Below are 23,786 nucleotides of genomic sequence, written 5' to 3' on the forward strand. Positions count from 1 at the left end.
CCGGTCGCCTCGGCGTCAGTAATTCACCTTGACGTGGAACGTGTGCTTGAGGTAGTAGGTGTCGGAACTCCACCCGCCGTCGTAGAAGGTCCCCTTCGAGACGAGGTCCATCAGGTCGTACTGACCGCTCCCGGTGGCCTCTTGGTCTATCCAGCAGGAGCTACCGGGCTTCATGCCGTTGGTGTTCTGGCGGGCGCTGTCGCTGTTGAACTCCTCGTTCCACGTCGCGTAGTTGCCGCTCGGACTCGACTCGTCGACGGTCGTGACCGCGGGTTGGGTGTAACTCCAGCCGAGATTCGCGCCGCCGGTGCCGACCGATACCTTGATGCTCTGGCTCCCGTCGTGGGTTCCGAGCGGGTCGTACTCGTCGAGGTCGGCGCTGCCCATGTCGTTTTGACTCCAGTCGTGTTTCGGTTCGCCGACGTCGTTGACCCACCCGGAGCCGTACTTCTGCGTGCCGGGTTCCATCACGAAGAAGTGCTTGACAGCGTAGGCGTCCTGCGCGGAATCGCCGTCGCCGTCCAACTGCTTGAGGTCGAGGTTGTTCGTGACGCACCCGTAGGGGTCCTTGCAGAAGTCGGCCTCGTCGTGTAGCACGTCGTTCCACGAACTGCTCTGAGTCGTGACGCCGTCGGCGGTCGCGGTCGAGGCGCGGTCGAAGGCCGTCGCGCGTTGTGCGGCCTTCCCGTGGAGGTGCGCGGCCGACTTCGCGTCGCCTGCGACGCCGGTGTACTGGCGGGGAACGCCGTTCGCGTCGATTTTGTAAGAGTAGGCGACGACGGTTCCGTCCTCGGGGTCCGGGTTCGAGACGGCGGGCGTTACGTCGAGGTCGCCGCCGCGGGCGTTGTACTCCGCGCGGGCGGCCCGGCGGACCTCTCGGATGCGGTCGGTCGAGATGCCGTTCGCGAAGTCGGCCTTGGCGACGTGTGAGTCGCTCTCGGGCGGACCGCGGGCGGCCGCGCCGCTCGCGGTGACTGTCGCGCCGGCCAACGCGACGCCGGTCGCGCGCAGGAGCGTTCGACGGTCGGTGCGGTTCGTGTGAGACGAATCGTCTGTCATGCTACGCAATATATTGCACACTTCTAAGACTTATAATTAACTACTATAATTGTTGTTAGATAAAACGCCGCTCCGACGAATCGGTCGCTCTCCGCACGGCGCGTCGAAGGCGAAACAGAGCCGAGAGAAATATCTAGCGCCCTTAGAAACAGCTATAGAATTCTTTCACAACGTCACAAGAGTCTCTTTCTCTCCGAATCGTGACCAGCGTCTGGCTCAGGAGAGGAGCGACGCCAGCGTCTCTTCGACGGCCTCACCGGCCTGCTCGACTTCCGCGACGCGGACGTACTCGCGGGGCGCGTGGGCCACCGCGCCCTCGTCGTCGGCCAGCGCGCCCGGTCCGAACACGACCGTCGGCGCGAGTTCGGCGAAGTACGACGCCTCGGTCGCGGCACCGAACGGCCGGACGGTCCCGCCGGCGGCCTCCCGGAGCGTCCGGACCAGCGTCGAGTCTCCGGGCGTCTCGAACGCCGCCAGAAACGGCGTCTCGCGCTCGGCCAGCGACACCTCGACGCCGACGTCCGCCGGCGCGTGCGCTCGGAGGTGGTCGGCCAGCGCAGCGCGGAACCCCTCGGCGGTCTCGGGCGGGACGCTCCGGCGGTCCACGACGAACGAACACTCGGCGGGCACCTGATTCGTGGCAGTGCCGCCCTCGATGGTCGTGGGCGTCAGCGTCGAGTCGCCGAGGGCGTCGCTCTCGTCCGGGCGGTCCTCCCGGTCGTCGAACGAGTCGAGCGCCGAGAGCAAGTCGCCGGCCGCCCGGACCGCGTTGACGCCCGACTCGGGTTCCGCGGCGTGGGCGTTCGCGCCCCGGACCGTGACCGTCGCCTGAAACCGGCCCTTGGCGGCGTTGCACACGTCGAGTTCGGTCGGTTCGCCCACGATTACGGCGTCGGGGGCCGGGTCGAAGTCGAGGGCGGCCGCGCCGGTCGAGTTCGTCTCCTCGTCGGGCGTGACCGCGAGCGTCACCCGCCCGCGCTCTACCTCGACGCCCAGAAACGCCGCGAGCATCGCCGCCAGCGGTCCCTTCGCGTCGCAGGAGCCTCGCCCTCGAATCAGTTCGTCGTCTCGGGAGAACTCGACGTGCGGCGGCACGGTGTCGATGTGAGTGTTGAGGACGACGTGCGGTCCCTCCCGTCCGGAGTCCCGGACTGCAAGCGTGTTGCCGGCGTCGTCCACCGACACTTCTACGGCGGGGTCCGCACCTGCGGATTCGAGCGTCGCCACCAGCAGGTCGCGCATCTCGGTCACGCCCTCGTGGGAGGTCGTCTGTACCGCGTCTTCGAGGAAGTCTATCGGGTCGAATGTCATGAGAAGGTGTCCGTCGGTTTCGGCTCAGGCCTCGGAGACTCGCCGCGGTTCGGGCGTCGAGGAAATCTCGCCCGTGAACTCGCGCTCGGCCGGGCCGGTCAGACTCGCGCGCTCGCCGCGGAACGTCACGCCGAGGCGACCGCCCGGCGGGAAGACGCCGACCGACGCGTCGCCGTCGATTTCGCCCGCTCGCCGGGCGACCGCCGCGATTGCGACCGCGCCGGTGCCGCAGGCGCTGGTCTCGCCCTCGACGCCGCGCTCGTAGGTCCGCTGGTCGAAGGCGACGGTGTCGCCGTCGCCGGCCTCGCTCCGCCGCGACGCGAACGTGACGTTCGCGCCCTCGGGGAAGGCGTCGGCGTGACGGACCGCGGGAGCGACCGCGTCGAGGTCCACCTCGTCGACGTCCTCGACGAATGCGACGGCGTGGGGCACGCCGGTGTTCACCGCGGTCACTTCCACGCCCTCGACGGTCTCTTCGACCAGCGGTTGTTCGCGGTCGGGCGCGAGCGGTACGTCGCCGGGCGCGAACGACGGCGCCCCCATCTCGATGGTCACCTCGTCGTCCGATATCTCGGCCCGGCGGGTCCCGGCCTGCGTGTCGAGCATCACGGTGTCGGCACCGGTACGCTCGGCGGCCCACTTCGCGGCGCACCGCGCGCCGTTGCCGCACATCGCGGCGGTCGACCCGTCTGGTTGGACCAGCGTCATCACCGCCCGCGGCGGCGAGAACTTGGGTTCGAGCGCCAGAAACAGCGCCCCGTCCGCCCCCACCGAGTCGGTCGGCGCTGTCGTCGCGCCGCCGTCGGCCGCGCCGCCGTCGGTGAGGCGCACGCCGTCGCGTCGGTCGCACACTTCGCGGGCGAACGCGCCCCGGTCGGGGACGTACTCGTCCGCGTCTACTACTACGAAATCGTTGCCGGTGCCGTGGAACTTCTCGAATTCGATGCTCATCTGTCAACCTCGGGTTCTACCGCCGTCACGTCCGCTATCGTTTCGCGTCGCCGCGCCAGTCGGTCGTCGTCGCCGTCCAAGACGACCGAGGCCGGGCGGGGACGGGAGTTGTACTGACTCGCCATCTCGTAGCCGTAAGCGCCCGCGTTCCCGACCGCGAGCAGGTCGCCGCGCTCGGGGTCGGCGAGCCGGTGGTCGCCCAGCGAGTCGCCGCTCTCGCAGACCGGCCCGGCGACCGTGACCTCGCGCTCGGGGCGCTCGTCGGCGTCGGGCGCGACGCTCCGAATCTCGTGGTGGGCGTCGTAGATGGCGGGGCGCGCGAGCGTCGTCATCCCCGCGCCGACCCCGACCACGACGCTCGACGGCGTCTCCTTGACCGTATTGACCCGGGTCAGCAGGACGCCCGCGTCCGCCACGAGGTACCGGCCGGGTTCGACCGCGAGCGTCGCGTCCACTTCGCCCAGCGCCTCGCGGGTGGCCTCCGCGACCGCCTCCAAGTCGAGCGGGTGTTCGTCGGGCGAGTAGGGAACGCCGAAGCCGCCGCCCACGTCCACGAAGTCGAGGTCGAGGCCGCGACCCTCGATTTCGCGGGCCAACTCGCCCATTCGGCCGACGAGGTCCCGGTGGGCCGAGAGGTCGTCGCCCGAGATGCCGCTTCCGGCGTGGGCGTGGATTCCGACCACCTCGAAGTCGTCGTCGGCCGACTCCGCGAGGTCCGCCGCGCGCTCGTAGGGCACGCCGAACTTGGCGTCGGCGCCGGTCGATACTTTCTCGTGGTGGCCCGCGCCGACGCCGGGGTTGACCCGCAGGCAGACCCGGCCGTCGTAGCCCCGGTCGGCGAGTCGGTCGAGGGTGTCCTCGGCCCCGGCCGTGACGGTCACGCCCGGATGCTCCTCGGCGAGGCGGACCGCCACGTCGAGGTCCCGGGCGGGCGGGTTGACCGCGGTGTAGTGGACGTGCGAGCCATCGACTCCCGCGTCGAGGGCGCGCGCCAACTCGCCCGCCGACGCGCACTCGACGCCCGCGCCCTCGTCGGCGAGCGCCTGCAGGACCGGCCGGGCGGTGTTGGCCTTCGCGGCGTAGTAGACGTCGGCCTCGGGGAACGCCCGGGCCATCCGCCGGTAGTTCTCGCGGGCCCGCTCCACGTCGAAGACGTAGAGGGGCGTGCCGTACTCGTCGGCCAGCGACCGGAGGCGCTCGGCGGGCCAGTCGGCGAGGCGTCGAACCGGGGGATTCCGTGCCGTCGACCCGCTCTCGCTACTCATTCTCGCAGGGCCTCCTCGCGCTCGACGGCTTCCATCGTGGTCTCCTCCACGTCCATCGCCACGACCGCGGGCTTGTAGGCCCCGCCGTCGAACAGGTCGTGGTCGCCGACCGACGACTCCACGAACCGGGTGAACGCCCGGCGCTCGGGCGGCAGGCGGCCGTAGAGCACCTCCTCGTCCACGAGGTCGTAGACCGGGATGCGGGGCGTGAGCAGGGTGTTCTCCGCGACCACCGAGTTCTCGCCCACGACGAACCCGGAGGTGACGCGGCATCCCGCACCGAGCGACGCGCCGTCCTCGACCACGACCGGCGCGTCCTCGACGGGTTCCAGCACGCCGCCGACGAGCGTGTTCGCGCCCAACTTCACGTCCGCGCCGATTTGGGCGCACGACCCCACGGTGTCACAGGAGTCCACGAGCGTCCCGTCGCCGACGTGCGCGCCGATGTTCACGAAACTCGGACTCATCATGATGCAGTCCGAACCGAGGTACGCGCCCCGGCGAATTACGGTCCCGTCGGGCGTGTTTCGGGTGCCGCGGTCGGGCAGGTCCCCGGTCTCGCGCAGGGGAAGCACGTCGTGGTAGGTCACGTCGCCGTACTCCCGGCCGGCAATCGACCGCAGGCCGAAGTTCAGCAGGATGCCGCGCTTGACCCACTCGTTGGACTCCCACTCCCCGCCGCGCTTCTCGGCGGCCCGGACCTCGCCGGTTTCGAGCGCGTCGAGGAAGGCGTCGAGCGCGTCGAGTTCCTCGGGGCCCGCCGAATCGGCGGACAGGTTGCCTTCGTCGTAGCGATGCCACAGGTCGTCGATGTCGGATTCCAGACTCATCGGTCGTCGCCTCCGGTGTCGTTGGTCGCTTCCGCGTCGTTCGACTCTGCTCCGTCTACTACGTCGGCGAAGTCGTACCAGCCCGGCTCCCGCCCCGCCAACCAGACCGCCGCGTCGAGCGCGCCCTCGGCGAAGACGCCGCGGTCCTCGGCGCGGTGGGTGAGCCGAACCTCCTCGTGATTCCCGGCGAGCAAGACCTCGTGTTCGCCCGTGATGGTGCCGGCCCGGCGCGCGTGGACGCCGATTTCGCCCGCCTCTCGGGGCGCCTCGCCCTCGCGGCCGTGGACGCGCTGGCCGTCCGCCGTCCCACCGTCGCGAGCGCCTTCGATGGCCTCCAGAATCGTCTTGGCGGTGCCGCTCGGCGCGTCTCGCTTCCGGTTGTGGTGGGTCTCGGTGACCTCCACGTCGTAGCCCGGCAGGTCGGCGACCGCCGACTCGACCGCCGAGACCAGCGCCTGCACGCCCCGGCCGAAGTTCGAGGCCTTCAGCACGGGCGCGTACTCGGCGAGTTCCCGGAGCGCCGCCTCGCCCTCGTCGTCGAACCCGGTCGTGCCGACGACGCTGGCGACTCCGGCCTCGGCGGCGACCGCGACGTAGTTCTGACTGCTCGCAGGGCCGGTGAAGTCCACGACGACGTCGGGACTCCGGTCGGCCAGCAGGCGGTCGAACTCGCGGGCCGGTTCGACGCGGACGCCGGCGACCGACTCGGCGGGGTCTCGGGGCGCGTCGCGGTTGACCGCGAACGCGACCGACACGTCTTCGCGGGCCCCTGCCGCGTCGAGGACCGCCCGGCCCATCTCGCCGGTCGCGCCCGTGACCGCGACCGAGACGTTCGTCGATTCTCCGTCGTCCCCTACGCTCATTGGTGTACTCCAGTGGGTTCCCCCTCTAACTCTTCGAGGATACCCGCAAGTTCTGCGCGGTGTCGCTCGGAGAGGCGACTCAGCGGCGAGCGGAGGTGGGCCGGACCGTAGCCACGAATCTCCATCGCCTCCTTGACCGGGATGGGATTGGTCTCAGAGAACAGCGCCCGGACCAGCGGCGCGAGTTCCTCGTGAACCGCGCGGGCCGCGGCGAAGTCGCCCGACCGTGCGGCCTCGACCAGCGCCGCGGTGCGCTCGGGTTCGACGTTCGCCGAGACGCTGATGGTGCCGGTCGCGCCGAGCGACAGCATCGGGAGCGTGAGGAAGTCGTCGCCCGAGAGGACCGAGAACTCCTCGTCGCGGGTCCGCTCGATTACCTCGCCGATTCGGTTCAGGTCGCCGCTGGCGGCCTTGTAACCCTGGATGTTTTCGTGTTCGGCGAGCGAGACCGCGGTCTCGACCGCAACGTTGCGGCCCGTGCGGGAGGGGACGTTGTAGACGATTTGGGGAACGTCCACCTCGTCGGCGATGGTCCGGTAGTGGCGCTCCATCCCTTCGGGTTCGGGCTTGTTGTAGTACGGCGAGATGAGGAGCAGGGCGTCGGCCCCGGCGTCGGCCGAGCGCCGGGAGAGTTCGAGGGCTTCGCGGGTGTTGTTGCTTCCCGACCCCGCGATAACGGGCACGTCCACGGCGTCGGTGACGGCGTCCACGACTTCGACGTGTTCGTCGTGGCTCAGGGTCGCGCTCTCGCCGGTCGACCCGACCGCGAGGAGTCCGTCCACGCCCGCGTCCGCGAGTCGCCGGGCGTCCGCTCGGAGTTGTTCGAAGTCGATGCTGTCGTCCGTGTCGAAGGGGGTCGTCATCGCCGGGTAGACCCCGCTGAAGGGTTCGTCGGTGCGTGTCATGTGCTGGGTTCGGGACTGGGTCGCTGGTGACTGGTCGGAGAGTGGTGCAGAACGAGTACGGCCCGCGACGGGTCGCCACGCCGCCGAGGACCTATCAGTAACCGGGTTTTGTGCGTTTCAGCCCCGCGAAACCGACCGACCCACCGCTGGCCGAGGCGTCGAGTGTGGCCGAGGTGGCGTCGGGGTGCATATGCGTCCCACTCACCGCCGGGAACTTAACCTTTGGGTCGACAGCGAAACCTGCCGAACGCGGCCGCCCGAGAGTGGGTTTTATCTTTCCGACGGCCGAAGCGGTGATTAATGCTCGTTCTCGGAGACGCCCACGCCGACGACCCCGACAATCGGCGCGCGCTGTTCGCCGCCTACCGGGAGTCCGACGCGGACGTGGCGCTGCAGTTGGGTGACTTACTCTACTACGACCTGCCGATTCCGACCTACTTCATCGCCGGTAACAACGAGGACTTCGACGTCATCGACGCGCTCCGACACGGCCGCGTCGAGAGTTCCGACGTGACCAACGCCTTCCTGATAGCGGACGAAGCGGTCGAAGTAGACGGCCTGCGCGTCGCGGGCCTGTCGGGCAACTACGCACCGACCCAGTACGAACGGCCGCGGCCGAACCTGCAGGGCGAACGCCGCCGCCACTTCGTCCGCGAGGACGTGGAGGCGGTCAAACAACTCGACGACGTGGACGTTTTGTTGACCCACGAAGCGCCCCACGGCTTGCCGGTCTCGGAGTCCTACGAGGTCGGGTGCGAGTACATCGACGAACTGATAGAGGCGGTCGAACCCCGCCTCTGTCTGGTGGGCCACCACCACCAGCACGCCGAGACGACCTACGGCGACACCCGGGTCGTGGGCATCGCGTCGGTCGGCAAGCGGTACTACGAACTCGACCCCGCGACGCTCGAACTGACCTCCTACCCGACGCCGCCGTCGTAGACGCGTCCCGTCCGGGCCACAGCCCTTACCTCCGGGCCCATCGATACTTCGGCGATGCTCGTCCTCGGAGACGCCCACGCCGACGACCCCGACGACCGGCGCGCGCTGTTCGCGGCCTACCGCGAGAGCGACGCCGAGGTCGCACTCCAGACCGGCGACCTGCTCCACTACGACCTGCCGATTCCGACCTACTTCGTCGCGGGCAACAACGAGGACTTCGACGTCATCGACGCGCTTCGGCGCGGCGAGAACCCCGAGGGCGCGAGGGTCCGAAACGCGCACCTGCTCGCGAGCACCGTCGCAGAGGTCCGGGGCCTCCGGGTCGCGGGCCTGTCGGGCAACTACGCACCGACGAAGTACGACGAAACCCGGGCCGACCTCGCGGGCGAGCGCAGGCGACACTTCGTCCGCGAGGACGTCGAGCGCCTGAAGGCGGTCGAGGACGTGGACGTGCTTCTCACGCACGAGGCCCCGCACGGCCTGATATACTACGGCTACGACGCCGGGTGCGAGCGAATCGACGAACTCCTCGACGCGCTGGAACCGGACCTCTGTCTGGTCGGCCACCACGAGCGCCACGCCGAAGCGACCTACGGCGACACTCGGGTCGTGAGTCTCGCGCCCGCGTGGGAGCGATACTACTACCTCGACCCCGAGACCCTCGACCTCTCCGACCGCGCGACGCCGACGGAGTGAGTGGTCTCAGGTGCGCGGCTACCTCCCCCGAGCGAGCGCCAGAGACGGTCGCAGGCGAGCGGTGTGGCGGACCTTTATACCGCCGGGAGTACCAAGCATGCTCTATGACCGAAATTCACCCGCATCAGCGGGTCGCCGTCCTCGCTGACGCCCAAAACCTCTATCACACCGCCCAGAGCGTCTATAGCCGAAACATCGACTACTCTGCGCTCCTCGAAAAGTCGGTGCAGGACCGGGAGTTGACGCGGGCTATCGCGTACGTGATTCAGGCCGACAGTCCGGACGAGGAGCGGTTCTTCGAGGCGCTGGCCGACATCGGCTTCGAGACGAAAATCAAGGAACTCAAGACGTTCGGCGACGGGTCGAAGAAGGCCGACTGGGACGTGGGCATGAGTCTGGACGCGGTGACGCTGGCCAACCACGTCGATACGGTCATCCTCTGTACCGGCGACGGCGACTTCTCGCGACTCTGCTCGCATCTCCGCCACGAGGGCGTGCGGACCGAGGTGACTAGCTTCGCGGAATCGACCTCCGAGGAACTCATCGAGGCCGCCGACGCGTTCGTGGATATGTCCGAGCGTCCGGACACCTTCCTACTCTGAAGAAAAACGAGTTTCGCCGCTGGCGCCGCCTCAGACCGGGCGGCCGTCTTCGTTCGCGGTGCCGCTGAGGAGCGCCCCCGCCGCCATGACGAGCACCGCGACGGCCGAGAGGACGTAGGTCGGGAACGTCTGGATGGTCGCGACGCCGAGGACGACTACGCCAGCCAAGAGGACGAGTGCGAGGCCGAGGTTTGCTTTCATCGTACCTGTGGGTAGGCGCTCCAAGAATATAAATCAAACCGTAACCGCCGATAAAAGTAATGATAGATAATTAAATTGTTTCGGTGTGTCGAGACCCTAGTTAGCAAGTATCAAACTCGGGGCGACGACGAGAACGAAGCCTTTTCGCCGCGGCACGCCAACTCGCGGCCAATGAGTTCGAGTCAGACCGACGACCTCCCGCGACTCCGGACGACCGCCGACTACCAGTTCGGGGCGGGCGTCGGCGCGACGCTGTTCCCGGAAGGCGACGACCTCGAAGTCAAGCGGTCGTCGTCGGGGCGGCCACAGCAGGTCATCGCCGACGCCGGGCGACTCGTGACCTACGGCACCGACGGCCGGTTCACCCTCGGACTGGAAGGCGGTCGCCGAGTCGCGGCCGCCCTCGAACCTCCGGCGGGCCGAGTCGTCGTCGGCGACGAGAGCGAACCGTTCGTCCGCGACGGCAAGAACGTCTTCGCGAAGTTCGTCGCCGCGGTCGGTCCCGAGGTCCGACCCGGCGACGAGGTGGCAATCGTCCACGAGGACGGCTCTCTTCTCGGCGTGGGCCGGGCCGAACTCTCGGCCGACGCGATGGGCGACTTCGACACCGGGATGGCCGTGATGGTCCGCGAGGGCGCCGACGAGTAGCCCCCGGTCGCTTCCGGTGGCGGTTCCGGCCGCGGAATCATCTCTCGACTGCCGACACACGACCACGGACCCGAATCGACCACCGTCGGTGGCGGTCCGCCAACCTTATTTCTTCACGCTCCGACGAACCGAGTATGTTCGGAGGAGGCGGCGGGGGTCTCGACCCTCGTAAGATGCAACAGATGATGAAGCAGATGGGTATCGACGTCGACGAACTCGACGCCGAGGAAGTCGTCATCACGAAGAGCGACGGCGAGCAACTCGTGTTCGACAACCCCGACATCACCGTGATGGACGCTCGCGGCCAAGAGACGTATCAGGTCGTCGGCGAACCCGAGACCCGCGCGGCGAGCGAGGCCAGCGCGGTCGAGTCCGGCGACGCGGACGGCGACGACGCCGGGAGCGAAATTCCCGACGGCGACGTCGAACTCGTCGCCCAGCGGACCGGCGCGACCGAGGACGACGCGCGCGAGGCGCTCGAAGCCACCGACGGCGACCTCGCGGCCGCGGTCGAGCGGTTAGAGTGACGGTCCTGCTGGTTCACGGCGACCGAGAGTACCTCCGGGAACCCGGCGAGGAACTCCAGACCGACCTCGGAGTCCTCGACGTGCCCGAGGACGTCGAACCCGGCCAGACGCTGGAGACCCATCTGGGCGAACCGTTCGAGGTCCGGCGACTCCGCGGTCCCGACCTGTTCAACCACTTCGAGCGCACCGGCGCGCCGATGATGCCCCGCGACGTGGGTCTCATCGTCGGTCACACCGGCGTCGCGGCGGGCGACCGCGTGCTGGACGCCGGGACCGGAACCGGCGTTCTCTCGGCCTACCTCGGTCGGGCGGGCGCGGACGTGACCACCTACGAGCGCGACCCCGAGTTCGCCGAGGTGGCCCGCGAGAACATGGAACTCGCCGACGTGTCCGACCGAGTCGACGTGCGCGCCGGCGACCTGACCGAGGCGTTGGCCGACGACTCCGCCGACCTCGGCGAGTTCGACGTGCTGACCCTCGACACGGAGGACGCGCCCGACGTCGTCGCACGCGCGCCCGACCTGCTGGCCCGCGGCGGCTACGTCGCGGTCTACTCCCCGTTCGTGGAGCAGACCCGCGAGACCGTCGAGTCGGCCCGCGAGGCCGGTCTCGCGGACGTGGAGACCTTCGAGACCATCCAGCGCCGGATGGACTTCGACGACCGGGGGTCGCGGCCCTCGACCGCGGGTGTCGGTCACACGGGCTATCTCACCTTCGCGCGCCGACCGTAACGCAATCGCGACCTGTTTTGCCGTAGGCCGAGCGTTCGAGCGCAAAGTCTGTCCATAACAAAGCCGACACTCGTCGTCTTCGGAGGCGACCACTCACATGTCCGAGACACTGTCAGTCGCGCTTCTCGTTCGCGGGCCCGACGTTCCGGCGTGGCAGGCCAGCGCGGTCGAGTCGATGCTCGCGCGGACCGACGCCGAGGTGACGACGGTCGTCCGGTGTACCGAATCGACCGGCGGAAAACGGGGCGGTCTCGACCACTACCTCGACCGGGTCCGGGAGTATCCGCTCTGGACGCCGGTCGGCGCGGCGGTCCAACTCGGCGACCCGCCGGCCTATCAGCGACCGCGAGCGGTCGGGAGTATCGAGGGACTCGGCGACCCGGAGACGCTGGCGGTCGACCCCGACCCCGCCCCGGACTTCGGCAACGTCCTGCCCGACCGCGCGGTCGAGGTCGTCGGCGAGACCGACGTGGCGATTCGCTTCGGGTTCGGCATCCTGAAGGGCGACGTGCTGGACGCGCCGGAGTACGGCGTCCTGAGCTTCCACCACGGCGACCTCCGGGAGTACCGCGGGATGCCCTGCGGGTTCTGGGAGTTTCTCAACGGCGAGGAGACCGCGGGCGTGACCCTCCAGCGACTCACCGAGACGCTCGACGGCGGGTCGATAGTGGCCTACGAACCGGTCGACATCGCCGACGCCCGGACGTGGTCGGAGGTCCGCGAGCGCCTGTTCGCGGTCTCCGACGACGTGCTGGTGAAGGGCGTCCGGAACGTCGCGTCGGGCGTCGACCCCGAGTCGCCCGACGAACTCGGGGACCTCTACTCGCTCCCGGAGGGCGGCGACGTGCTGAAGTACGTCCTCAAGGAGGGGAAGGGCCGAGTCCGGCAGGTCGTCGGGTAGCCGTGGCGGACCTCGGAAACCACGTTACAGCGAACCGAAGGCTCGCGCACTGACTCTCGCCGTCACGCCTGTACTTCTACCGCGAGTGAAGGAGCGAAGCGACTGAACGAGCGGGCCACGGAATCCCTCGACGGAGGCGAACTGCCGAGCGCAGTAAAAGGTCGTTAGTTGTCGTCTTCCCGCCACTTGTGTTCGCACTCGGTGCAGATGAAGAACCGCGTCTCGCTCTCGTCGGCCGCCCGAATCTGTTGCATGTACCAGCGCGCGCGGTCGTTGCCACACTCCGGGCAGTGGGCCTCGGTCGTGGGGAGCGCGCTCTGCTCGTCGCCCTTGCTGGTCTCGATGACCTCGCTGGCCTCTTGGTCTTCGGTCACGACGTAGTTGGCCTCGGGGTCCTTCGGCGTCTTGTTGCCGCAGCTATCGCAGACCCAAAGCTCGTCCTCCGCCTTCATCATCGAACCGCACTCGTCACAGAACTCCATTGTTGTCACGGCGTAGCGGACCCGACTAGTTAAGCGCCGTGCTTCGTCACCCCTCGCCCTCCGACTGGTAGGGTTCGCCCACCGCCTCGCGCGGCAGGACGTTGTTGATTTCGGACTGGAGTTCCTCGTTCGACTCGAACTCCTCGGCCGGAACGTCGGCTATCAGTTCCCCCAAGTTGCGCTCCCCGTCGGCGAGCAACAGCGTCACGTCCTCGAACTCGCTCGCGGCCGTCTCTCTCGCGATCGGATACGAGAGTTCGCCGAGCATCGATTCGACGTGGCTGAGTTTGACCTCCCGTGCCATGTCCCGGGCTACGACGAGTCGGTCCTTAGGTGTTGTCGGCGATTGCCCGCCGCCCCGGAGCAGCAAAAATTTGTGGCGCGCGCCCGAACCTGCCGTCATGACCGAAGTCGTCGTCGCTGGCGGTGGACCGGCCGGACTGGTCGCGGCGCGTCGTCTCGCCGACGCGGGCGCGGACGTGCGACTCTACGAGCGCCACCACGACCTCGGCGGGCGGGTGCGAACGCTCCGCCGCGACGGGTTCGTCTTCGACCGCGGGTTTCAGGTGCTTTTCACCGCGTACCCGGCGCTCCGGCGCGAGTTGGACCTCGACGACCTCGACCTGCGGTACTTCAAACCCGGCGCGGTGGTCGCCCGCCCGGGCGAGCGCTCGACGCTCTCGGACCCCTTTCGGGACGTGGACGCCGCGCTGGAGACGGCGCTCAACCGCGACGTGACGTTCCGGGACAAACTCAAGGTCCTCGGACTCCGCCGGGAACTCGCCGACGAGTCCGACCGCGAACTGTTTCGCGGCCGCGACGCGACCACCCGCGAGTACCTCCGCGACCGGGGGTTCTCCGAGAAGTTCGTCGAGAACTTCGCCGCGCCGTTCTACGGCGGTATCACGTTAGACCGGAGTCTTGGCACCTCGAAGAAGGTCTTCGAGTTCACGTTCAAGATGCTGACGGTCGGCCGCATCGCGGTCCCGGCCCGCGGGATGGCGGCGGTGAGCGAGCGACTGGCGGCGTCCGCCCGCGAGGCCGGGGTCGACGTCGTGACCGACGAGACCGTGACCGATTTGGACCCTAACGGCCGCGACCCGACGCTCGAACTCGGCCGGGACTCGACCGCCGCCGACGCCGTCGTCGTCGCCACCGACCCGAAGCAGGCCCGCGAGTTGACCGGCGTCGAGTCGATTCCGACCGACGCGAAGGGCTGTGTCACCCAGTACTACGCCTTCGACGGCGAGGAACTCGACGCCGGCCAGCGCCTCCTGCTCAACGCCGAGTCGGACGCACCGAACCACGTCGCCCAGCTCTCGTCGGTCGCGCCGGAGTACGCGCCCGAGGACCGCAACCTCCTGAGCGCGACGTTCCTCGGGGTCCCCGACGACCCCGAGGAGGACCTCGCGGCGGCGACGGCCCGGACGCTCGATTCGTGGTACCCCGAGCGCCGCCTCGACCTCGAAACCCTCCACACGAGTCGGGTCGAGTTCGCCCAGTTCGCCCAACCGCCGGGGGTTCACGGCCGCCTGCCCGACGTGGACGCTCCCGACGGCCCGGTCTACCTCGCGGGCGAGTTCACCGAGGCGTCGTCGCTGAACGCCGCGATGACGAGCGGTCGGAAGGCCGCGAAGACGGTGGCCGAGGACCTCGACTTGGAGTAGCGACGACGAATCGCCGTACGTGCGCGAGTCCGCCGCGCACTCCCCCGAACCTGACCGACGTTCCCCTCAAAGCATCCGCCGAAACTCCCCCAGCGGCGGGAACGACAGCGTCTCCCCGCGGTCGGCGTCCCACACGACCGGGCGGAGCGCGTCCGCGTCCCGGACGACCGGCGACTGGAAATCCCTCGCCCGCATCCCGTTGACGGTCGTACCGGGCGCGAGGCGGTTGAACGCGGGCACCATCAGCACGTCGCCGCCCCGGTACGTACCCGGCCCGTACAGCAGACAGGGGTGGCGCGACCCCTCGATTTCGATGGCCGGGTGGTCGTGGCCGACGACGTAGCGGTCGGCCGACGCCTCGGGCGCGGCGTGGCCGTGGACGACCAGCGTGTCGCCGACGCGGAACTCGTCGGGGGTCGAGACGCGCCCCGAGTCCGCCGCCAACTCGTCGCTCACCGCGTCGAGCATCGCGTCGTGGTTCCCACGGACGACCACGAGGTCGGCGCCAGCGTCCGCGACGGTTTCGCGGAGCGCGGCCACCGTCTCGGCGACGCCAGCGGGCACGCGGTCGAAGGCGTGGAGCAGGTCGCCCGCGACCACGACCGTCGCGGGGTCGAACGCGGCCAGCAGGTCGGCGAGTCGGTCGGTCAGGTCGGTGCGCTCGCCCAGCGGGAGTTCGACCGCCGAGGCGGCGTCGCGGCCGACGTGGAGGTCGGCGACGACCAGCGCGTCTTCGGCGGGGAGGTAGACCGCTCGGTCGCGGAACTGCGCGTCCATCGTCGCGGTGTTGGCTCCCGTCGGTCTTCGGGGTTGCGGTCGCCGAGGCACACGAAGCGTCTCAGCGGGACTCTCCGTAGCGGGCGAGGAACGCCTCTCGCGTCCGGACGGCCACGCCCGCGAACCCGTCGCGGTCCCGGAGGTGGTAATCGTCGGAGACGACGAGGTCCGCCGCGGCCGCCACCGCGCATTCGAGGACCGCGTCGTCGTCGGGGTCCGCCGCGGCGTCGATTTCGACGGCGGGTTCGACCACCCGGCCGAACTCGAGGACGCGCTCCACCCTCTCGGCCCGACGCGCCGGCGGGAGGTCCGAGACCGGCAGGTGGTCGTAGGCGAGGACCGCCGCGAACTCGGCGAGGAGCGCGGGCGAGACAGCGACTTCGACCTCGCCCGCGTCGGCCAGCGCGACGCAGGCCAGCGGTTCGTCGGGGAAGGCGAGTTCCGCGACGAGGACGTTGGTGTCGAAGACGACGGTCGGACGACTCACGCCGAGGACTCGGACCGCGTCGGCGAAAAACCTCCCGACCACCGCCCGGCGAACGCCGAGGCCGCGCGAAACGCTCGACCGCCGGGGATTTATGTTCGTCGTGGCGAAACCGGTAGGTATGGCCGACGTTTTGGAGAACAAGCGGGCCGCGACGCGATTCCGCATCCTCGCCGAAATCGCGGAGCGCCAACCCGCGGTGAGTCAGGGCGAAATCGCGGACGCGGTCGGGGTGACGAGTCAGGCCGTCAGCGAGTACATCCGGGCGCTCGTCGAGGACGAACTGGTCGAGAAGGAGGGTCGGTCGCGCTACACCGTGACCAAGGAGGGCGTCGACTGGCTGCTCCAGGAGGCGACCGACGTGCGCCGGTACGCCGACCACGTCACCGACGACATTCTGGGGAGCGTCCAAGAGGAGGCGGCCATCGCCACCGACGACGTTTCCGAGGGAGAGGCCGTCACGCTCTCGCTCCGCGGCGGACTCCTCCACGCGACCCCCGGCGAAGAGGGGCCGGCGACCGGCGTCGCCACCACCGACGCCGAGGCGGGCGCGGACGTGGGTGTGACCGGGTTCGAGGGCATCATCGACTTCGACCCCGGCGAAGTCACGGTGTTCCAAGTGCCGCCGGTCCGGTCGGGCGGCGCGTCGGCCACCGACCCCGGCGCTCTCGCCGACGCCTGCGAGTCGGCCGACCTCGTGGCCGCGACCGGCGTCGAGGCCGTGGTGGCGCTCCGGCGCGCCGACTGCGACCCCGCGACGACCTTCGCCGCGGGCGAGGTGGCCGCCGAGGCCGCGGGACGGGGTCTCGACGCCGTCGTGGTCGCCACCGCCGACATCGTGGGTCGAGTCACCGACGCTCTCCGCGACGGAAACATCGCCTACGAGGTCTCGGAACTCGGCCCGTAGCCACGCAACCGTTCGCGCGTCGGCCCTAACTCACCCGATTCTTCGCCGCCGTGTAGGCCTCCCGGACCTGCTGGAACTCCTCGCGGTCGCCGCCGTGGTCGGGGTGGACCTCCTTGACCTTCTGACGGTAGGCGCGCTTGACCTCCGAGAGCGACGCCCCGCGGGGCACGCCGAGAACGGCGAAGGCCGCCCCGGTTGGGTCGATGTGTCCGTCGTCCTCCTCGTCGGCGATGTCGGGCGTCTCGAACGGCAGGCGGTCGCCCAGATGCATGCCGGGCATCTCGTGTTCCACGAGGACCGCGTACGTCGGCGACCGCTCGATGCGGAAGTAGGCCCGCGCGTCGAAGGTGATGGCCACGTCACGCTCGGGCAGGTAGAAGGCGACGTGCTGGCCTTCCACGAAGTGGTCTTCGGCGAACGCCTCGCCGATTGTCGAGAGGTACTGGCGGATTTCGATGCGGCGTCGGCCCTCGCCCGTGGTGTAGGTCGCGTTCGAGGACCTGGTCGGGTAGAGTCGCGCTCCGGCGACGAAGATGGCACCGATGACGACCCCGATTCCGACCGACAGCCAGAGGCCGACAACCATCCATTCAGGCAACACGAAAATTCGTTAGGGCCGTATCATAAAGAATCTCCCGCCGGTTATTTCCGGAGCGGTGGTATCGAAACGATGGCAACATTAATGTCCGTCGGCTTAGATAGACCGAACGGTATGTCAGGTCGGTATCGCTACTCGGACCAATGACAGTACAGGACCAGACCCCGGAGCGCGAGGACGAACTCGACCCCAGCGAGATTCACAACGTCCTCCGGAACGACCGACGCCGACGCGCGATACAGCATCTGCGAGAGTCGGACGGACCGATAGACGTGGATACGCTCGCCGAACACATCGCCTCCGTCGAGACAGGAGAGTCGCCGCCGCCTCGCGACGTTCGCAAGAGCGTCTACGTCTCGCTTCACCAGACTCACCTCCCGAAACTCGACGACCTCGAAATCGTCGACTACGACCAGCGCGACCAGCAACTCGAACTCAGAGACCGGGCCGAGGAGGTCGAGGTGTACATGGAGGTCGTCTCCGAGGACGACATCTCGTGGTCCACCTACTACTTCGGGGTCGGCCTGCTAGGCCTTCTCACGCTCCTCGCGGTCCGCCTGAACCTCCTGTTCGTCTCGTCGTTCGGCGTCGAATTCTGGTCGTGGTACTTCCTCGTTCTGTTCACGCTCTCGGCGACGTACCACGCCTACTCCGAGCAGAAACAGCAGGTCTTGGGACTCTGAAGGTGGCGGCGCTCGGACAGAAACTGTGTCCAGCACCGGACAGATAGAAAAGCGTCGTTCAGCCGATGTATCGCAGATTCTCGTCGGTCGCCATCCCGGACTGCTGGTTCTCCATCTCCTGAATCTTGTTCGCCACGTCCTCCATGTCGTCGGCCCGTTCCTCCAGCGAGTCGAAGTTGACCTCGAAGCCCAGCACGTCCTCCAGCACTTCGAGGACCGCGCGAGCGCTCTTCGGGTCCACGAGGTAGCCGCTGGTCTCGCCCATCAGACAGGTCGCGCGGAAGCCACGGCGCTCGCCGAGACCGAGCAAGAGACCGCTCGTGCCGACGATGCCGCCCGCGGGTTCGTCCTCTCGGAACTCGACACCCGCGTCGCGTAACTCCTCGGCGAACTCCTCGTGGGTGGCCGCGCCGAGAACGTCGTACTCGTCCATGAGTTCGCCCGTTGGCACGCCGCCCAGCGCGTACACCGTCTCGACGTCGAACTCCGCGGCCACGTCGAGGAACGCGTCGGTCAGTCGGTAGTGGCCGGTGTTGTCGCTGGCCTGGTGGTCGCCGGTCAACACCAGTAGGTCTCGGTCGTCGAGTTCGACGGCGTGGATCTCCGCGCAGGCGAGTTCGGTCGTGCCGTCGTCGGCGACGCTGACCTGCGGCGGAAAGTGTTCGGAGTAGACCCGCCGCACCAACTCGCTCTCTTTCTCCTCGAGGAGGTGTTCGACCGCCAGTTTTCCGACGTGGCCGACGCCCGGAAGCCCCTCGACGAGGACGGGGTCCTGCAGGTCGGGGTCGGCGACTGCCTCGATGTCGAGTTCGTCCATGTGGCTTACTCGCGGGCGCGCTCCTTAAGTGCCCGTCGGTACTCGCCGTGGGGGTCCTCGGGGTTGAACGGAGCGGGCGCGCTGTTGACGGCCTCGGCTCCGCACTCCGGACACGTCGTAGAAAGGGTGTACACCGGCCGCGGGTGTTCGTCGCGCCACGCCGAACAGACGAGGATATCCGATTTCATCGGATAAGTGGCCTACTGTTCCTCTTCGGTCTGCCGGTCGCGGTGGAACGACCCGGTGCCGCCGACCGATTCGATTGCCTCTTGGGCGCGGGCCGCGCTCTCCTTGAGTTGGTCCTCGGCCGTCTTGTAGTTGGGCGCCTGTACCCGGATGCGGTACTCGGGCGCGCCGACGTAGGTCACTTCGAGGTCGATTTCGTCGGGGATGTCGCCGTTCCCCTCGGCGGCCTGCAGGGCCTCCTTGATGTCGTCCACGCCGCCGCTCGACGCGCTTTCGAGGTCGACGTAGCCCGTGACCGTGACGTAGGGCACCGAGACGTTCTCGCGGGCGGTGTCCACGATGGCCTCGACTTCCTCGTCGGTGAGGCCTGTGGCGTCGAGCGCTTCGGGGCCGTGAATCGCGGCCTGCTCGAAGCCGCCGTAGAGACCGCCGAACTCGGCGAGGAGTTCGTTGGCGACCTGCGAGTACTTCTCGTCGCCCATGTCCTCGCCGAAGGCCAGTTCCATCCAGTTGTCGGCCTTCTGCTCGTTCTTCCACTCCTGAATCTTCTCGGAGCGCTGGTGGTCGTTGACGTCTTTCAGCGAGAGGTCGATCTGCTGTGCACCCTCGTCCACGTCCAGTACCTTGCAGACGACCGTCTGGCCCTCGTTGACGTGGTCGCGGATGTTCTTGATCCACCCGCTGGCGACCTCGCTGACGTGGATGAGACCGCGCTTGTCCTCGTACTCCGAGAGGTCCACGAAGACGCCGAAGTCTTCGATTTCGTCTATCTTGCCGACGACGAGTTCGCCGGTGTCGGGCCAGCCGCTGTATTTCATCGCGCTTCCACGCTGTCGTCGGACTGTACGCTGCTCGCGGAGCGTCGCTCCACGGTGTCGGTCACTTCGCCCTCGAACTCGGCGTCGCCGCCGGTCGGGCGGGCGAGGGTCGCGCCACAGACGGCGCAGGCGACCTCAGTCGCGGCCTTACCGAAGACGATCTGTTCGTTGTCGCAGTCCGGACACTGGACCGTGTAAAAGTTTCCTGCCATGGGTTAGTCCTCCAGTTCGAGTCGGCCGGCGCGCCATCCCTCGCGGAGGTGGGCCTTGCCGCACTCGCTGCAGCGGTACTTCAGGTCGGTCTTCTTCGTGGGCTTGTCCCCACCGGGAACTTTGGAGAACCGACCGCGGTTCCCGATACCCTTCGAGCCTTCGCGCTGCTTACGCTGGTCCCACTTCATGCCGGTCGAGCGACCGGTTCGGACCTTCTGGACCTCGTGTTCTTCGTGAGCCTTGCAATGCGGGCAGTACGTATTGAAGCGTCGTGGCATCTGCATAGATATCTACCTTGCCGTGGTGTAAGGCCACGGGGCTTAAAACCCGTTTGGTTCACGGTCGGACCCCGAGGACTGGACTGCGGTCTCGCCCCCGGCGCAACGGGTCCGTTCGCCTCGAATCACCGAGTCGCTCTCGTCCGGTAGTTTTACTTTCGCCATACGTGGCACGATTTTAAGTCCTCTCCGTGTGAACAATTGGGTAACGACCGTCGAACGGCGGGCGCGTGGTGGTGTGCCGACTGTGCCCGCGGCGACGGTCGTCGGAGGACACGATGGTAGGCTCTCAATCGAATCGACTCGAACGATACGGAATGGACGGTCAGGGGGAACCGACGAACGCGACGAGGCGAACGCGGGGTGGGTCTCGATGACTGACTCCGGTTCTGCCCCGCTCGACGGCGGTGCGACGACCGTCGAACGCATTCGCGTCGAGCGATACGCCGACCTGCTCGCCGACCCGGGCCTCGACCGGCGCGACGCCGACGCGCTCGCGGCCGCGCTCCCCGCAGGCCCGCGAGAGGTCGCGTTCCGACTTCCGCTGGTGGTGGCCGAGGAGGCAATCCTCGAATCGGTCGCCGGGAGCGACCGGGTGTTCGTCGCCGAAGCCGTGCCCGAACGCGAAACCGAGCAGGCTCACTACGTCCGACAGGACCGACGCGGGTGTTGGGTTCCGAAGGCCACGGCGACGGTCTACGAACTCGCCTACGGGGCCGTACTGGACCCGGACCGACCAGAAGCGTCCGAGTCGGCATAATGGTCCAGCACCGCTTCGAGTGCGTCCACTGCGGGTATCGCATCCGCGTGACCGGCGAGGACTGCGAGGCGGCCCGGCAGGACGCCCGCGAGCGAGGTGCGGCCCACGTCAACGAAATGCACGAGGACCGACTCGCCCGCGACCCCGACTGGCCCGACGAACTCGCACCCGACGACCTGCTGGCCGACGACGCCGCCTTCGGGTCGCTCAGAGGGTGGCTCGGACCGGCCGACGACTTGCTCGTCTGTGCCGACTGCGGCTACTACTTCGGCCACGAGGGCGACGACGACCGCGCGCCGGTCGGCGAACAGGGACTGGTCTGCGAGGCCTGCTACGCCCGTCGGGTTCGGGACCGCGACGACTCGATGGCCGATGCTATCGACGATTTCTTCAGGTGACGGGACGCTCATCGGAGCTCCTTTCGACAGACAGCACTATACATATTAATTACTAATTAAAAAATACTAAGTAAAACCGGCGCGTCGGTGAATACGATGACGGTTAATCGACGAAGATTCCTCAAGCACAGCGCAACAGCCACCGTCGGGGCCGCCGCTCTCGTCGGTCTCGGGGTCCGCCGCGGCCTACGACGTGCCGCTGGTCTCGACGCGCGACCACTACAGCGGTACTACGCTGGTCTCGGGCGAGACTGCGACCAGTTACGACACCAACGGTCTCGTGCCCGGCGTCGACACCGGATGCGTCGGCGACCTGACGGTGTTCATCCACGGCTGGGACAAGAAGAGCAGCGAGTCGGACGCCGAGCAGGCCGCCCGCGAGAAGTGCAAGCACGCCCGCGACGAACTCACCGCCGCCGGGTACGGCGGCACCGTCGTCGGTTACACGTGGGACAACGACGTCGGCGGCGGCGCGGACTACGGGTGGGGCGAGGCCCAGACCGTCGCCCAGAAGAACGGCGCGAAACTCGCGCAGTTCCTCGTGGACTACAAGTACCGGTGCCCCGACTCGACGGTTCGACTCTCCAGTCACTCGCTCGGCGCGCAGGTTCTGCTGAGTTCGCTCCGGTCGCTGAACGGGTCGTGGTTCACCGACAACGGACACGAGGTTCGCTCGACGCACCTCCTCGGCGCCGCGCAGGACAACGAGGCGCCCACGCAGGAGACCACCGACACCTACAACGCCATCCGCGACGTGGTCACGGGCGCGTTCAACTACCACAGCCACGAGGACGACACGCTCCAGTGGATTTACAACAGCATCGAGTTCGACCAGGCCCTCGGCGAGACGGGTTACGAGGACGGCAACACGCCCGCGCCGAACTACACCGAGTTCGACGCCACCTCACAGGTCGGGTCGAACCACTCGGGCTACCTGACGAACCTCTCGGACGAAGTCGTCTACCACATGGAAAACGTCAGTTCGTACGTGTAACTCGGACCCGTCGGCCCGGTTTTTCTACCGGTAGTCACGCCGCGACGGCGTCGTCTCCGAACCCGCCGCCGAGGCAGTCCCGAAGCGCTTAAACGCGCTCCTTCCGAATCGCCGAGCATGAAGCGACTCATCATTCACGGGGACCCCGGTATCCGGAAGAACGCCGTCATCGACTACGACGGCGACGAAGTCGTCTGCTTCGGAATCAGTCGGCAGGGCGACTGGCACGGCCCGGACGAACCCCAGTTGTGGTGCACCATCGGTACCGAGGACGAGCGCGAGGACTACCAGAAGCGCAACTTCGTCCCCCACTGGCTCGAAACCGAATCCGTGGACGCCGAGGCCATCGACGTCATCAAGCGCGCCGACGACATCGCCGTCTCGTAATCGGTCGCCTCGGTAGTTCGAGTTTCGCGACGCGCCGCAGCCTCTTTTCCCCCCGATTTGGCCCGAGTAACCGTCGGCCGCGCCGACCGAGTCGTCCCCGTCCCGTCAGTCCTCCAGCACCTCCGCTGAGTCGTCCCGCGGCCGGTAGTCCAACTTCCGCATCGTCTCGGTCAGCGAGAGGTAGCGGTCGTCGTTCCGGGAGACCGCGTGGCCGGTCACGGGCGACTCCGGCAGGTCGGCGTCTACCGCGCACTTGATAGCCTCGCGGCAGTCGCCGGGACTCAGCCACATCGCGCGAGCGAACCGGGCGCGGGCCGCGTCGGCCTCGTCGTCTGCGTCCTGCGTTTCGCGCAGGTCGTCCTCGTCCATCAGCCAGCCGATTCGGAGGTTCACGACCTCGACGCCGTGGCGGTCGGCGTAGAAGTCGCCGAGGGCTTCGGCCGCGACCTTGCTCACGCCGTAGTAGGAGTCGGGCCGGGTCGGGTCGTCGGGGCGGACGACGCGGGCGTCCTCGCGCATCGACTCGGGTTCGGCGGGGTCGTCGGTGTTGTACATCTGGACAGCGTGGTTCGACGAGGCGAAGACGACTCGGTCGAGGTCGTTCTGGCGGGCGGCCTCGTAGGCGTTGTAGGTTCCGCCGACGTTGGGTTCGAAGACGCCGTCCCAGTCGGCGTCGGGCGAGGGGTTGCCCGCGAGGTGAACGAGTACGTCCTGTCCCGCGAGCGCGTCGGCGAAGGCCTCGCGCTCGGTCACGTCGAGCGTCGGCCCGTCGAGGTCCTCGTGGTCGCGGTGGGTGATGGGCGTCACGTCGTGGCCACAGAGCGCCAACAGCGCCTCTCGGCCCACGTTCCCCGCGGCACCGGTGATTGCGACGTTCATAGCGGCGCTACCACGACGAGCCAAAA

33 protein-coding genes are annotated in these 23,786 nt (G+C 68.2%); 14 read left to right on the forward strand and 19 right to left on the reverse strand.

Translation table 11 applies throughout. The annotated features are described in order from the left end of the window. Positions 1-15: 15 nt before the first annotated feature. From M0R89_RS11970 to dapA, 7 genes are all read right to left on the reverse strand, one after another. Entirely contained in the window at positions 16-1,059 is a 1,044-nt protein-coding gene (locus M0R89_RS11970) for a hypothetical protein (RefSeq protein ID WP_248649316.1), read from the reverse strand. A 216-nt stretch (positions 1,060-1,275) separates the two neighbouring features. Continuing rightward, positions 1,276-2,370: a M20 family metallopeptidase gene (locus M0R89_RS11975; protein ID WP_248649317.1), complete on the reverse strand. Its 1,095-nt coding sequence runs from the start codon at positions 2,368-2,370 to the stop codon at positions 1,276-1,278. A gap of 24 nt (positions 2,371-2,394) precedes the next feature. Beyond that, complete coding sequence (gene dapF, locus M0R89_RS11980; protein WP_248649318.1) at positions 2,395-3,321, reverse strand: diaminopimelate epimerase; 927 nt, start codon at positions 3,319-3,321, stop codon at positions 2,395-2,397. Then, on the reverse strand, positions 3,318-4,586 hold the full coding sequence (gene lysA / locus M0R89_RS11985) for a diaminopimelate decarboxylase (RefSeq protein ID WP_248649319.1): 1,269 nt from the start codon (positions 4,584-4,586) through the stop codon (positions 3,318-3,320). The genes dapF and lysA overlap by 4 nt, the downstream gene beginning before the upstream one ends. Then, positions 4,583-5,416: a 2,3,4,5-tetrahydropyridine-2,6-dicarboxylate N-succinyltransferase gene (locus M0R89_RS11990; protein WP_248649320.1), complete on the reverse strand. Its 834-nt coding sequence runs from the start codon at positions 5,414-5,416 to the stop codon at positions 4,583-4,585. Before M0R89_RS11990 ends, lysA begins: the two co-directional genes overlap by 4 nt. Then, positions 5,413-6,279, reverse strand: coding sequence for a 4-hydroxy-tetrahydrodipicolinate reductase (gene dapB, locus M0R89_RS11995; protein WP_248649321.1), 867 nt, complete (start codon positions 6,277-6,279; stop codon positions 5,413-5,415). The genes M0R89_RS11990 and dapB overlap by 4 nt, the downstream gene beginning before the upstream one ends. Then, positions 6,276-7,184 carry a 4-hydroxy-tetrahydrodipicolinate synthase gene (gene dapA / locus M0R89_RS12000; RefSeq protein ID WP_248649322.1) on the reverse strand — a complete coding sequence of 303 codons (909 nt, stop codon included), beginning with the start codon at positions 7,182-7,184 and terminating at the stop codon, positions 6,276-6,278. Before dapA ends, dapB begins: the two co-directional genes overlap by 4 nt. Positions 7,185-7,484: 300 nt before the next feature. On the opposite strand from dapA, the gene M0R89_RS12005 reads away from it, so the two are divergent. The 3 genes from M0R89_RS12005 (at position 7,485) to M0R89_RS12015 (ending at position 9,424) form a co-directional block, all read left to right on the forward strand. Continuing rightward, positions 7,485-8,126 (forward strand): metallophosphoesterase family protein, encoded by a 642-nt coding sequence (locus M0R89_RS12005; RefSeq protein ID WP_248649323.1) that lies wholly within the window; start codon positions 7,485-7,487, stop codon positions 8,124-8,126. Between the two features lie 54 nt (positions 8,127-8,180). After that, complete coding sequence (locus tag M0R89_RS12010) at positions 8,181-8,822, forward strand: metallophosphoesterase family protein (RefSeq protein ID WP_248649324.1); 642 nt, start codon at positions 8,181-8,183, stop codon at positions 8,820-8,822. 104 nt (positions 8,823-8,926) lie between these two features. Beyond that, positions 8,927-9,424: a LabA-like NYN domain-containing protein gene (locus M0R89_RS12015; RefSeq protein WP_248649325.1), complete on the forward strand. Its 498-nt coding sequence runs from the start codon at positions 8,927-8,929 to the stop codon at positions 9,422-9,424. A 30-nt stretch (positions 9,425-9,454) separates the two neighbouring features. Here M0R89_RS12015 and M0R89_RS12020 read toward each other — a convergent pair whose 3' ends face one another. Next, positions 9,455-9,625, reverse strand: a complete 171-nt coding sequence (locus M0R89_RS12020; RefSeq protein WP_248649326.1) for a hypothetical protein — start codon at positions 9,623-9,625, stop codon at positions 9,455-9,457. Between the two features lie 171 nt (positions 9,626-9,796). On the opposite strand from M0R89_RS12020, the gene M0R89_RS12025 reads away from it, so the two are divergent. From M0R89_RS12025 to M0R89_RS12040, 4 genes are all read left to right on the forward strand, one after another. Continuing rightward, positions 9,797-10,273: a PUA domain-containing protein gene (locus M0R89_RS12025; protein ID WP_248649327.1), complete on the forward strand. Its 477-nt coding sequence runs from the start codon at positions 9,797-9,799 to the stop codon at positions 10,271-10,273. Positions 10,274-10,407: 134 nt separating this feature from the next. Further along, complete coding sequence (locus M0R89_RS12030; RefSeq protein WP_248649328.1) at positions 10,408-10,800, forward strand: nascent polypeptide-associated complex protein; 393 nt, start codon at positions 10,408-10,410, stop codon at positions 10,798-10,800. Then, positions 10,797-11,531 carry a tRNA (adenine-N1)-methyltransferase gene (locus M0R89_RS12035; RefSeq protein WP_248649329.1) on the forward strand — a complete coding sequence of 245 codons (735 nt, stop codon included), beginning with the start codon at positions 10,797-10,799 and terminating at the stop codon, positions 11,529-11,531. The genes M0R89_RS12030 and M0R89_RS12035 overlap by 4 nt, the downstream gene beginning before the upstream one ends. 97 nt (positions 11,532-11,628) lie before the next feature. Further along, on the forward strand, positions 11,629-12,432 hold the full coding sequence (locus M0R89_RS12040) for a formyltransferase family protein (protein ID WP_248649330.1): 804 nt from the start codon (positions 11,629-11,631) through the stop codon (positions 12,430-12,432). A gap of 164 nt (positions 12,433-12,596) precedes the next feature. On the opposite strand, the gene M0R89_RS12045 is transcribed toward M0R89_RS12040, so the two are convergent. Together M0R89_RS12045 and M0R89_RS12050 are read right to left on the reverse strand one after the other, a co-directional pair. Beyond that, positions 12,597-12,914, reverse strand: coding sequence for a transcription factor S (locus tag M0R89_RS12045; protein WP_248649331.1), 318 nt, complete (start codon positions 12,912-12,914; stop codon positions 12,597-12,599). Between the two features lie 46 nt (positions 12,915-12,960). Next, positions 12,961-13,218: a DUF5789 family protein gene (locus M0R89_RS12050; protein ID WP_248649332.1), complete on the reverse strand. Its 258-nt coding sequence runs from the start codon at positions 13,216-13,218 to the stop codon at positions 12,961-12,963. 97 nt (positions 13,219-13,315) lie between these two features. Between M0R89_RS12050 and M0R89_RS12055 the strand changes: the two genes are divergently transcribed. Further along, a complete protein-coding gene (locus tag M0R89_RS12055) occupies positions 13,316-14,581 on the forward strand; it encodes an NAD(P)/FAD-dependent oxidoreductase (RefSeq protein ID WP_248649333.1) in 1,266 nt (421 codons plus the stop codon). Between the two features lie 66 nt (positions 14,582-14,647). Here the strand turns inward: M0R89_RS12055 and M0R89_RS12060 are convergent, their stop codons facing one another. Continuing rightward, on the reverse strand, positions 14,648-15,358 hold the full coding sequence (locus M0R89_RS12060; RefSeq protein WP_248649334.1) for a metallophosphoesterase: 711 nt from the start codon (positions 15,356-15,358) through the stop codon (positions 14,648-14,650). Between the two features lie 61 nt (positions 15,359-15,419). Next, entirely contained in the window at positions 15,420-15,845 is a 426-nt protein-coding gene (locus M0R89_RS12065) for a putative toxin-antitoxin system toxin component, PIN family (protein ID WP_248649335.1), read from the reverse strand. A gap of 118 nt (positions 15,846-15,963) precedes the next feature. Here M0R89_RS12065 and M0R89_RS12070 point away from each other — a divergent pair, with 118 nt between their 5' ends. Further along, the gene (locus tag M0R89_RS12070; protein WP_248649336.1) at positions 15,964-16,749 is read left to right on the forward strand and encodes a DUF7839 domain-containing protein; all 786 of its coding nucleotides are present in this window, start codon (positions 15,964-15,966) and stop codon (positions 16,747-16,749) included. Positions 16,750-16,774: 25 nt separating this feature from the next. On the opposite strand, the gene M0R89_RS12075 is transcribed toward M0R89_RS12070, so the two are convergent. Next, positions 16,775-17,335 carry a J domain-containing protein gene (locus M0R89_RS12075; protein ID WP_248649337.1) on the reverse strand — a complete coding sequence of 187 codons (561 nt, stop codon included), beginning with the start codon at positions 17,333-17,335 and terminating at the stop codon, positions 16,775-16,777. Positions 17,336-17,490: 155 nt separating this feature from the next. Here M0R89_RS12075 and M0R89_RS12080 point away from each other — a divergent pair, with 155 nt between their 5' ends. Beyond that, on the forward strand, positions 17,491-18,030 hold the full coding sequence (locus tag M0R89_RS12080) for a DUF7344 domain-containing protein (RefSeq protein WP_248649338.1): 540 nt from the start codon (positions 17,491-17,493) through the stop codon (positions 18,028-18,030). A gap of 58 nt (positions 18,031-18,088) precedes the next feature. Here the strand turns inward: M0R89_RS12080 and M0R89_RS12085 are convergent, their stop codons facing one another. The 5 genes from M0R89_RS12085 to M0R89_RS12105 are packed head-to-tail and all read right to left on the reverse strand — an operon-like array spanning position 18,089 to position 20,348. Continuing rightward, the gene (locus M0R89_RS12085) at positions 18,089-18,847 is read right to left on the reverse strand and encodes a proteasome assembly chaperone family protein (protein WP_248649339.1); all 759 of its coding nucleotides are present in this window, start codon (positions 18,845-18,847) and stop codon (positions 18,089-18,091) included. A 5-nt stretch (positions 18,848-18,852) separates the two neighbouring features. Beyond that, positions 18,853-19,035 (reverse strand): RNA-protein complex protein Nop10, encoded by a 183-nt coding sequence (locus M0R89_RS12090; RefSeq protein ID WP_248649340.1) that lies wholly within the window; start codon positions 19,033-19,035, stop codon positions 18,853-18,855. Between the two features lie 12 nt (positions 19,036-19,047). Further along, positions 19,048-19,851, reverse strand: coding sequence for a translation initiation factor IF-2 subunit alpha (locus tag M0R89_RS12095; RefSeq protein WP_248649341.1), 804 nt, complete (start codon positions 19,849-19,851; stop codon positions 19,048-19,050). Then, positions 19,848-20,063, reverse strand: a complete 216-nt coding sequence (locus tag M0R89_RS12100; RefSeq protein ID WP_248649342.1) for a 30S ribosomal protein S27e — start codon at positions 20,061-20,063, stop codon at positions 19,848-19,850. The genes M0R89_RS12095 and M0R89_RS12100 overlap by 4 nt, the downstream gene beginning before the upstream one ends. Before the next feature lie 3 nt (positions 20,064-20,066). Then, complete coding sequence (locus tag M0R89_RS12105; RefSeq protein WP_248649343.1) at positions 20,067-20,348, reverse strand: 50S ribosomal protein L44e; 282 nt, start codon at positions 20,346-20,348, stop codon at positions 20,067-20,069. A gap of 367 nt (positions 20,349-20,715) precedes the next feature. Here M0R89_RS12105 and M0R89_RS12110 point away from each other — a divergent pair, with 367 nt between their 5' ends. The 4 genes from M0R89_RS12110 to M0R89_RS12125 all read left to right on the forward strand — a co-directional run bounded on the left by M0R89_RS12110 (position 20,716) and on the right by M0R89_RS12125 (position 22,881). After that, positions 20,716-21,102 (forward strand): hypothetical protein, encoded by a 387-nt coding sequence (locus M0R89_RS12110; protein WP_248649344.1) that lies wholly within the window; start codon positions 20,716-20,718, stop codon positions 21,100-21,102. Beyond that, positions 21,102-21,500 (forward strand): hypothetical protein, encoded by a 399-nt coding sequence (locus M0R89_RS12115; RefSeq protein WP_248649345.1) that lies wholly within the window; start codon positions 21,102-21,104, stop codon positions 21,498-21,500. The genes M0R89_RS12110 and M0R89_RS12115 overlap by 1 nt, the downstream gene beginning before the upstream one ends. A 193-nt stretch (positions 21,501-21,693) precedes the next feature. Beyond that, positions 21,694-22,494, forward strand: coding sequence for a hypothetical protein (locus tag M0R89_RS12120; protein WP_248649346.1), 801 nt, complete (start codon positions 21,694-21,696; stop codon positions 22,492-22,494). 117 nt (positions 22,495-22,611) lie between these two features. Further along, the gene (locus tag M0R89_RS12125) at positions 22,612-22,881 is read left to right on the forward strand and encodes an HAH_0734 family protein (RefSeq protein WP_248649347.1); all 270 of its coding nucleotides are present in this window, start codon (positions 22,612-22,614) and stop codon (positions 22,879-22,881) included. Between the two features lie 105 nt (positions 22,882-22,986). On the opposite strand, the gene M0R89_RS12130 is transcribed toward M0R89_RS12125, so the two are convergent. Then, the gene (locus M0R89_RS12130; protein WP_248649348.1) at positions 22,987-23,760 is read right to left on the reverse strand and encodes an NAD-dependent epimerase/dehydratase family protein; all 774 of its coding nucleotides are present in this window, start codon (positions 23,758-23,760) and stop codon (positions 22,987-22,989) included. Positions 23,761-23,786 lie beyond the last annotated feature (26 nt).

It is taken from the genome of Halorussus limi (assembly GCF_023238205.1).
Classification (GTDB): Archaea; Halobacteriota; Halobacteria; order Halobacteriales; family Haladaptataceae; genus Halorussus; species Halorussus limi.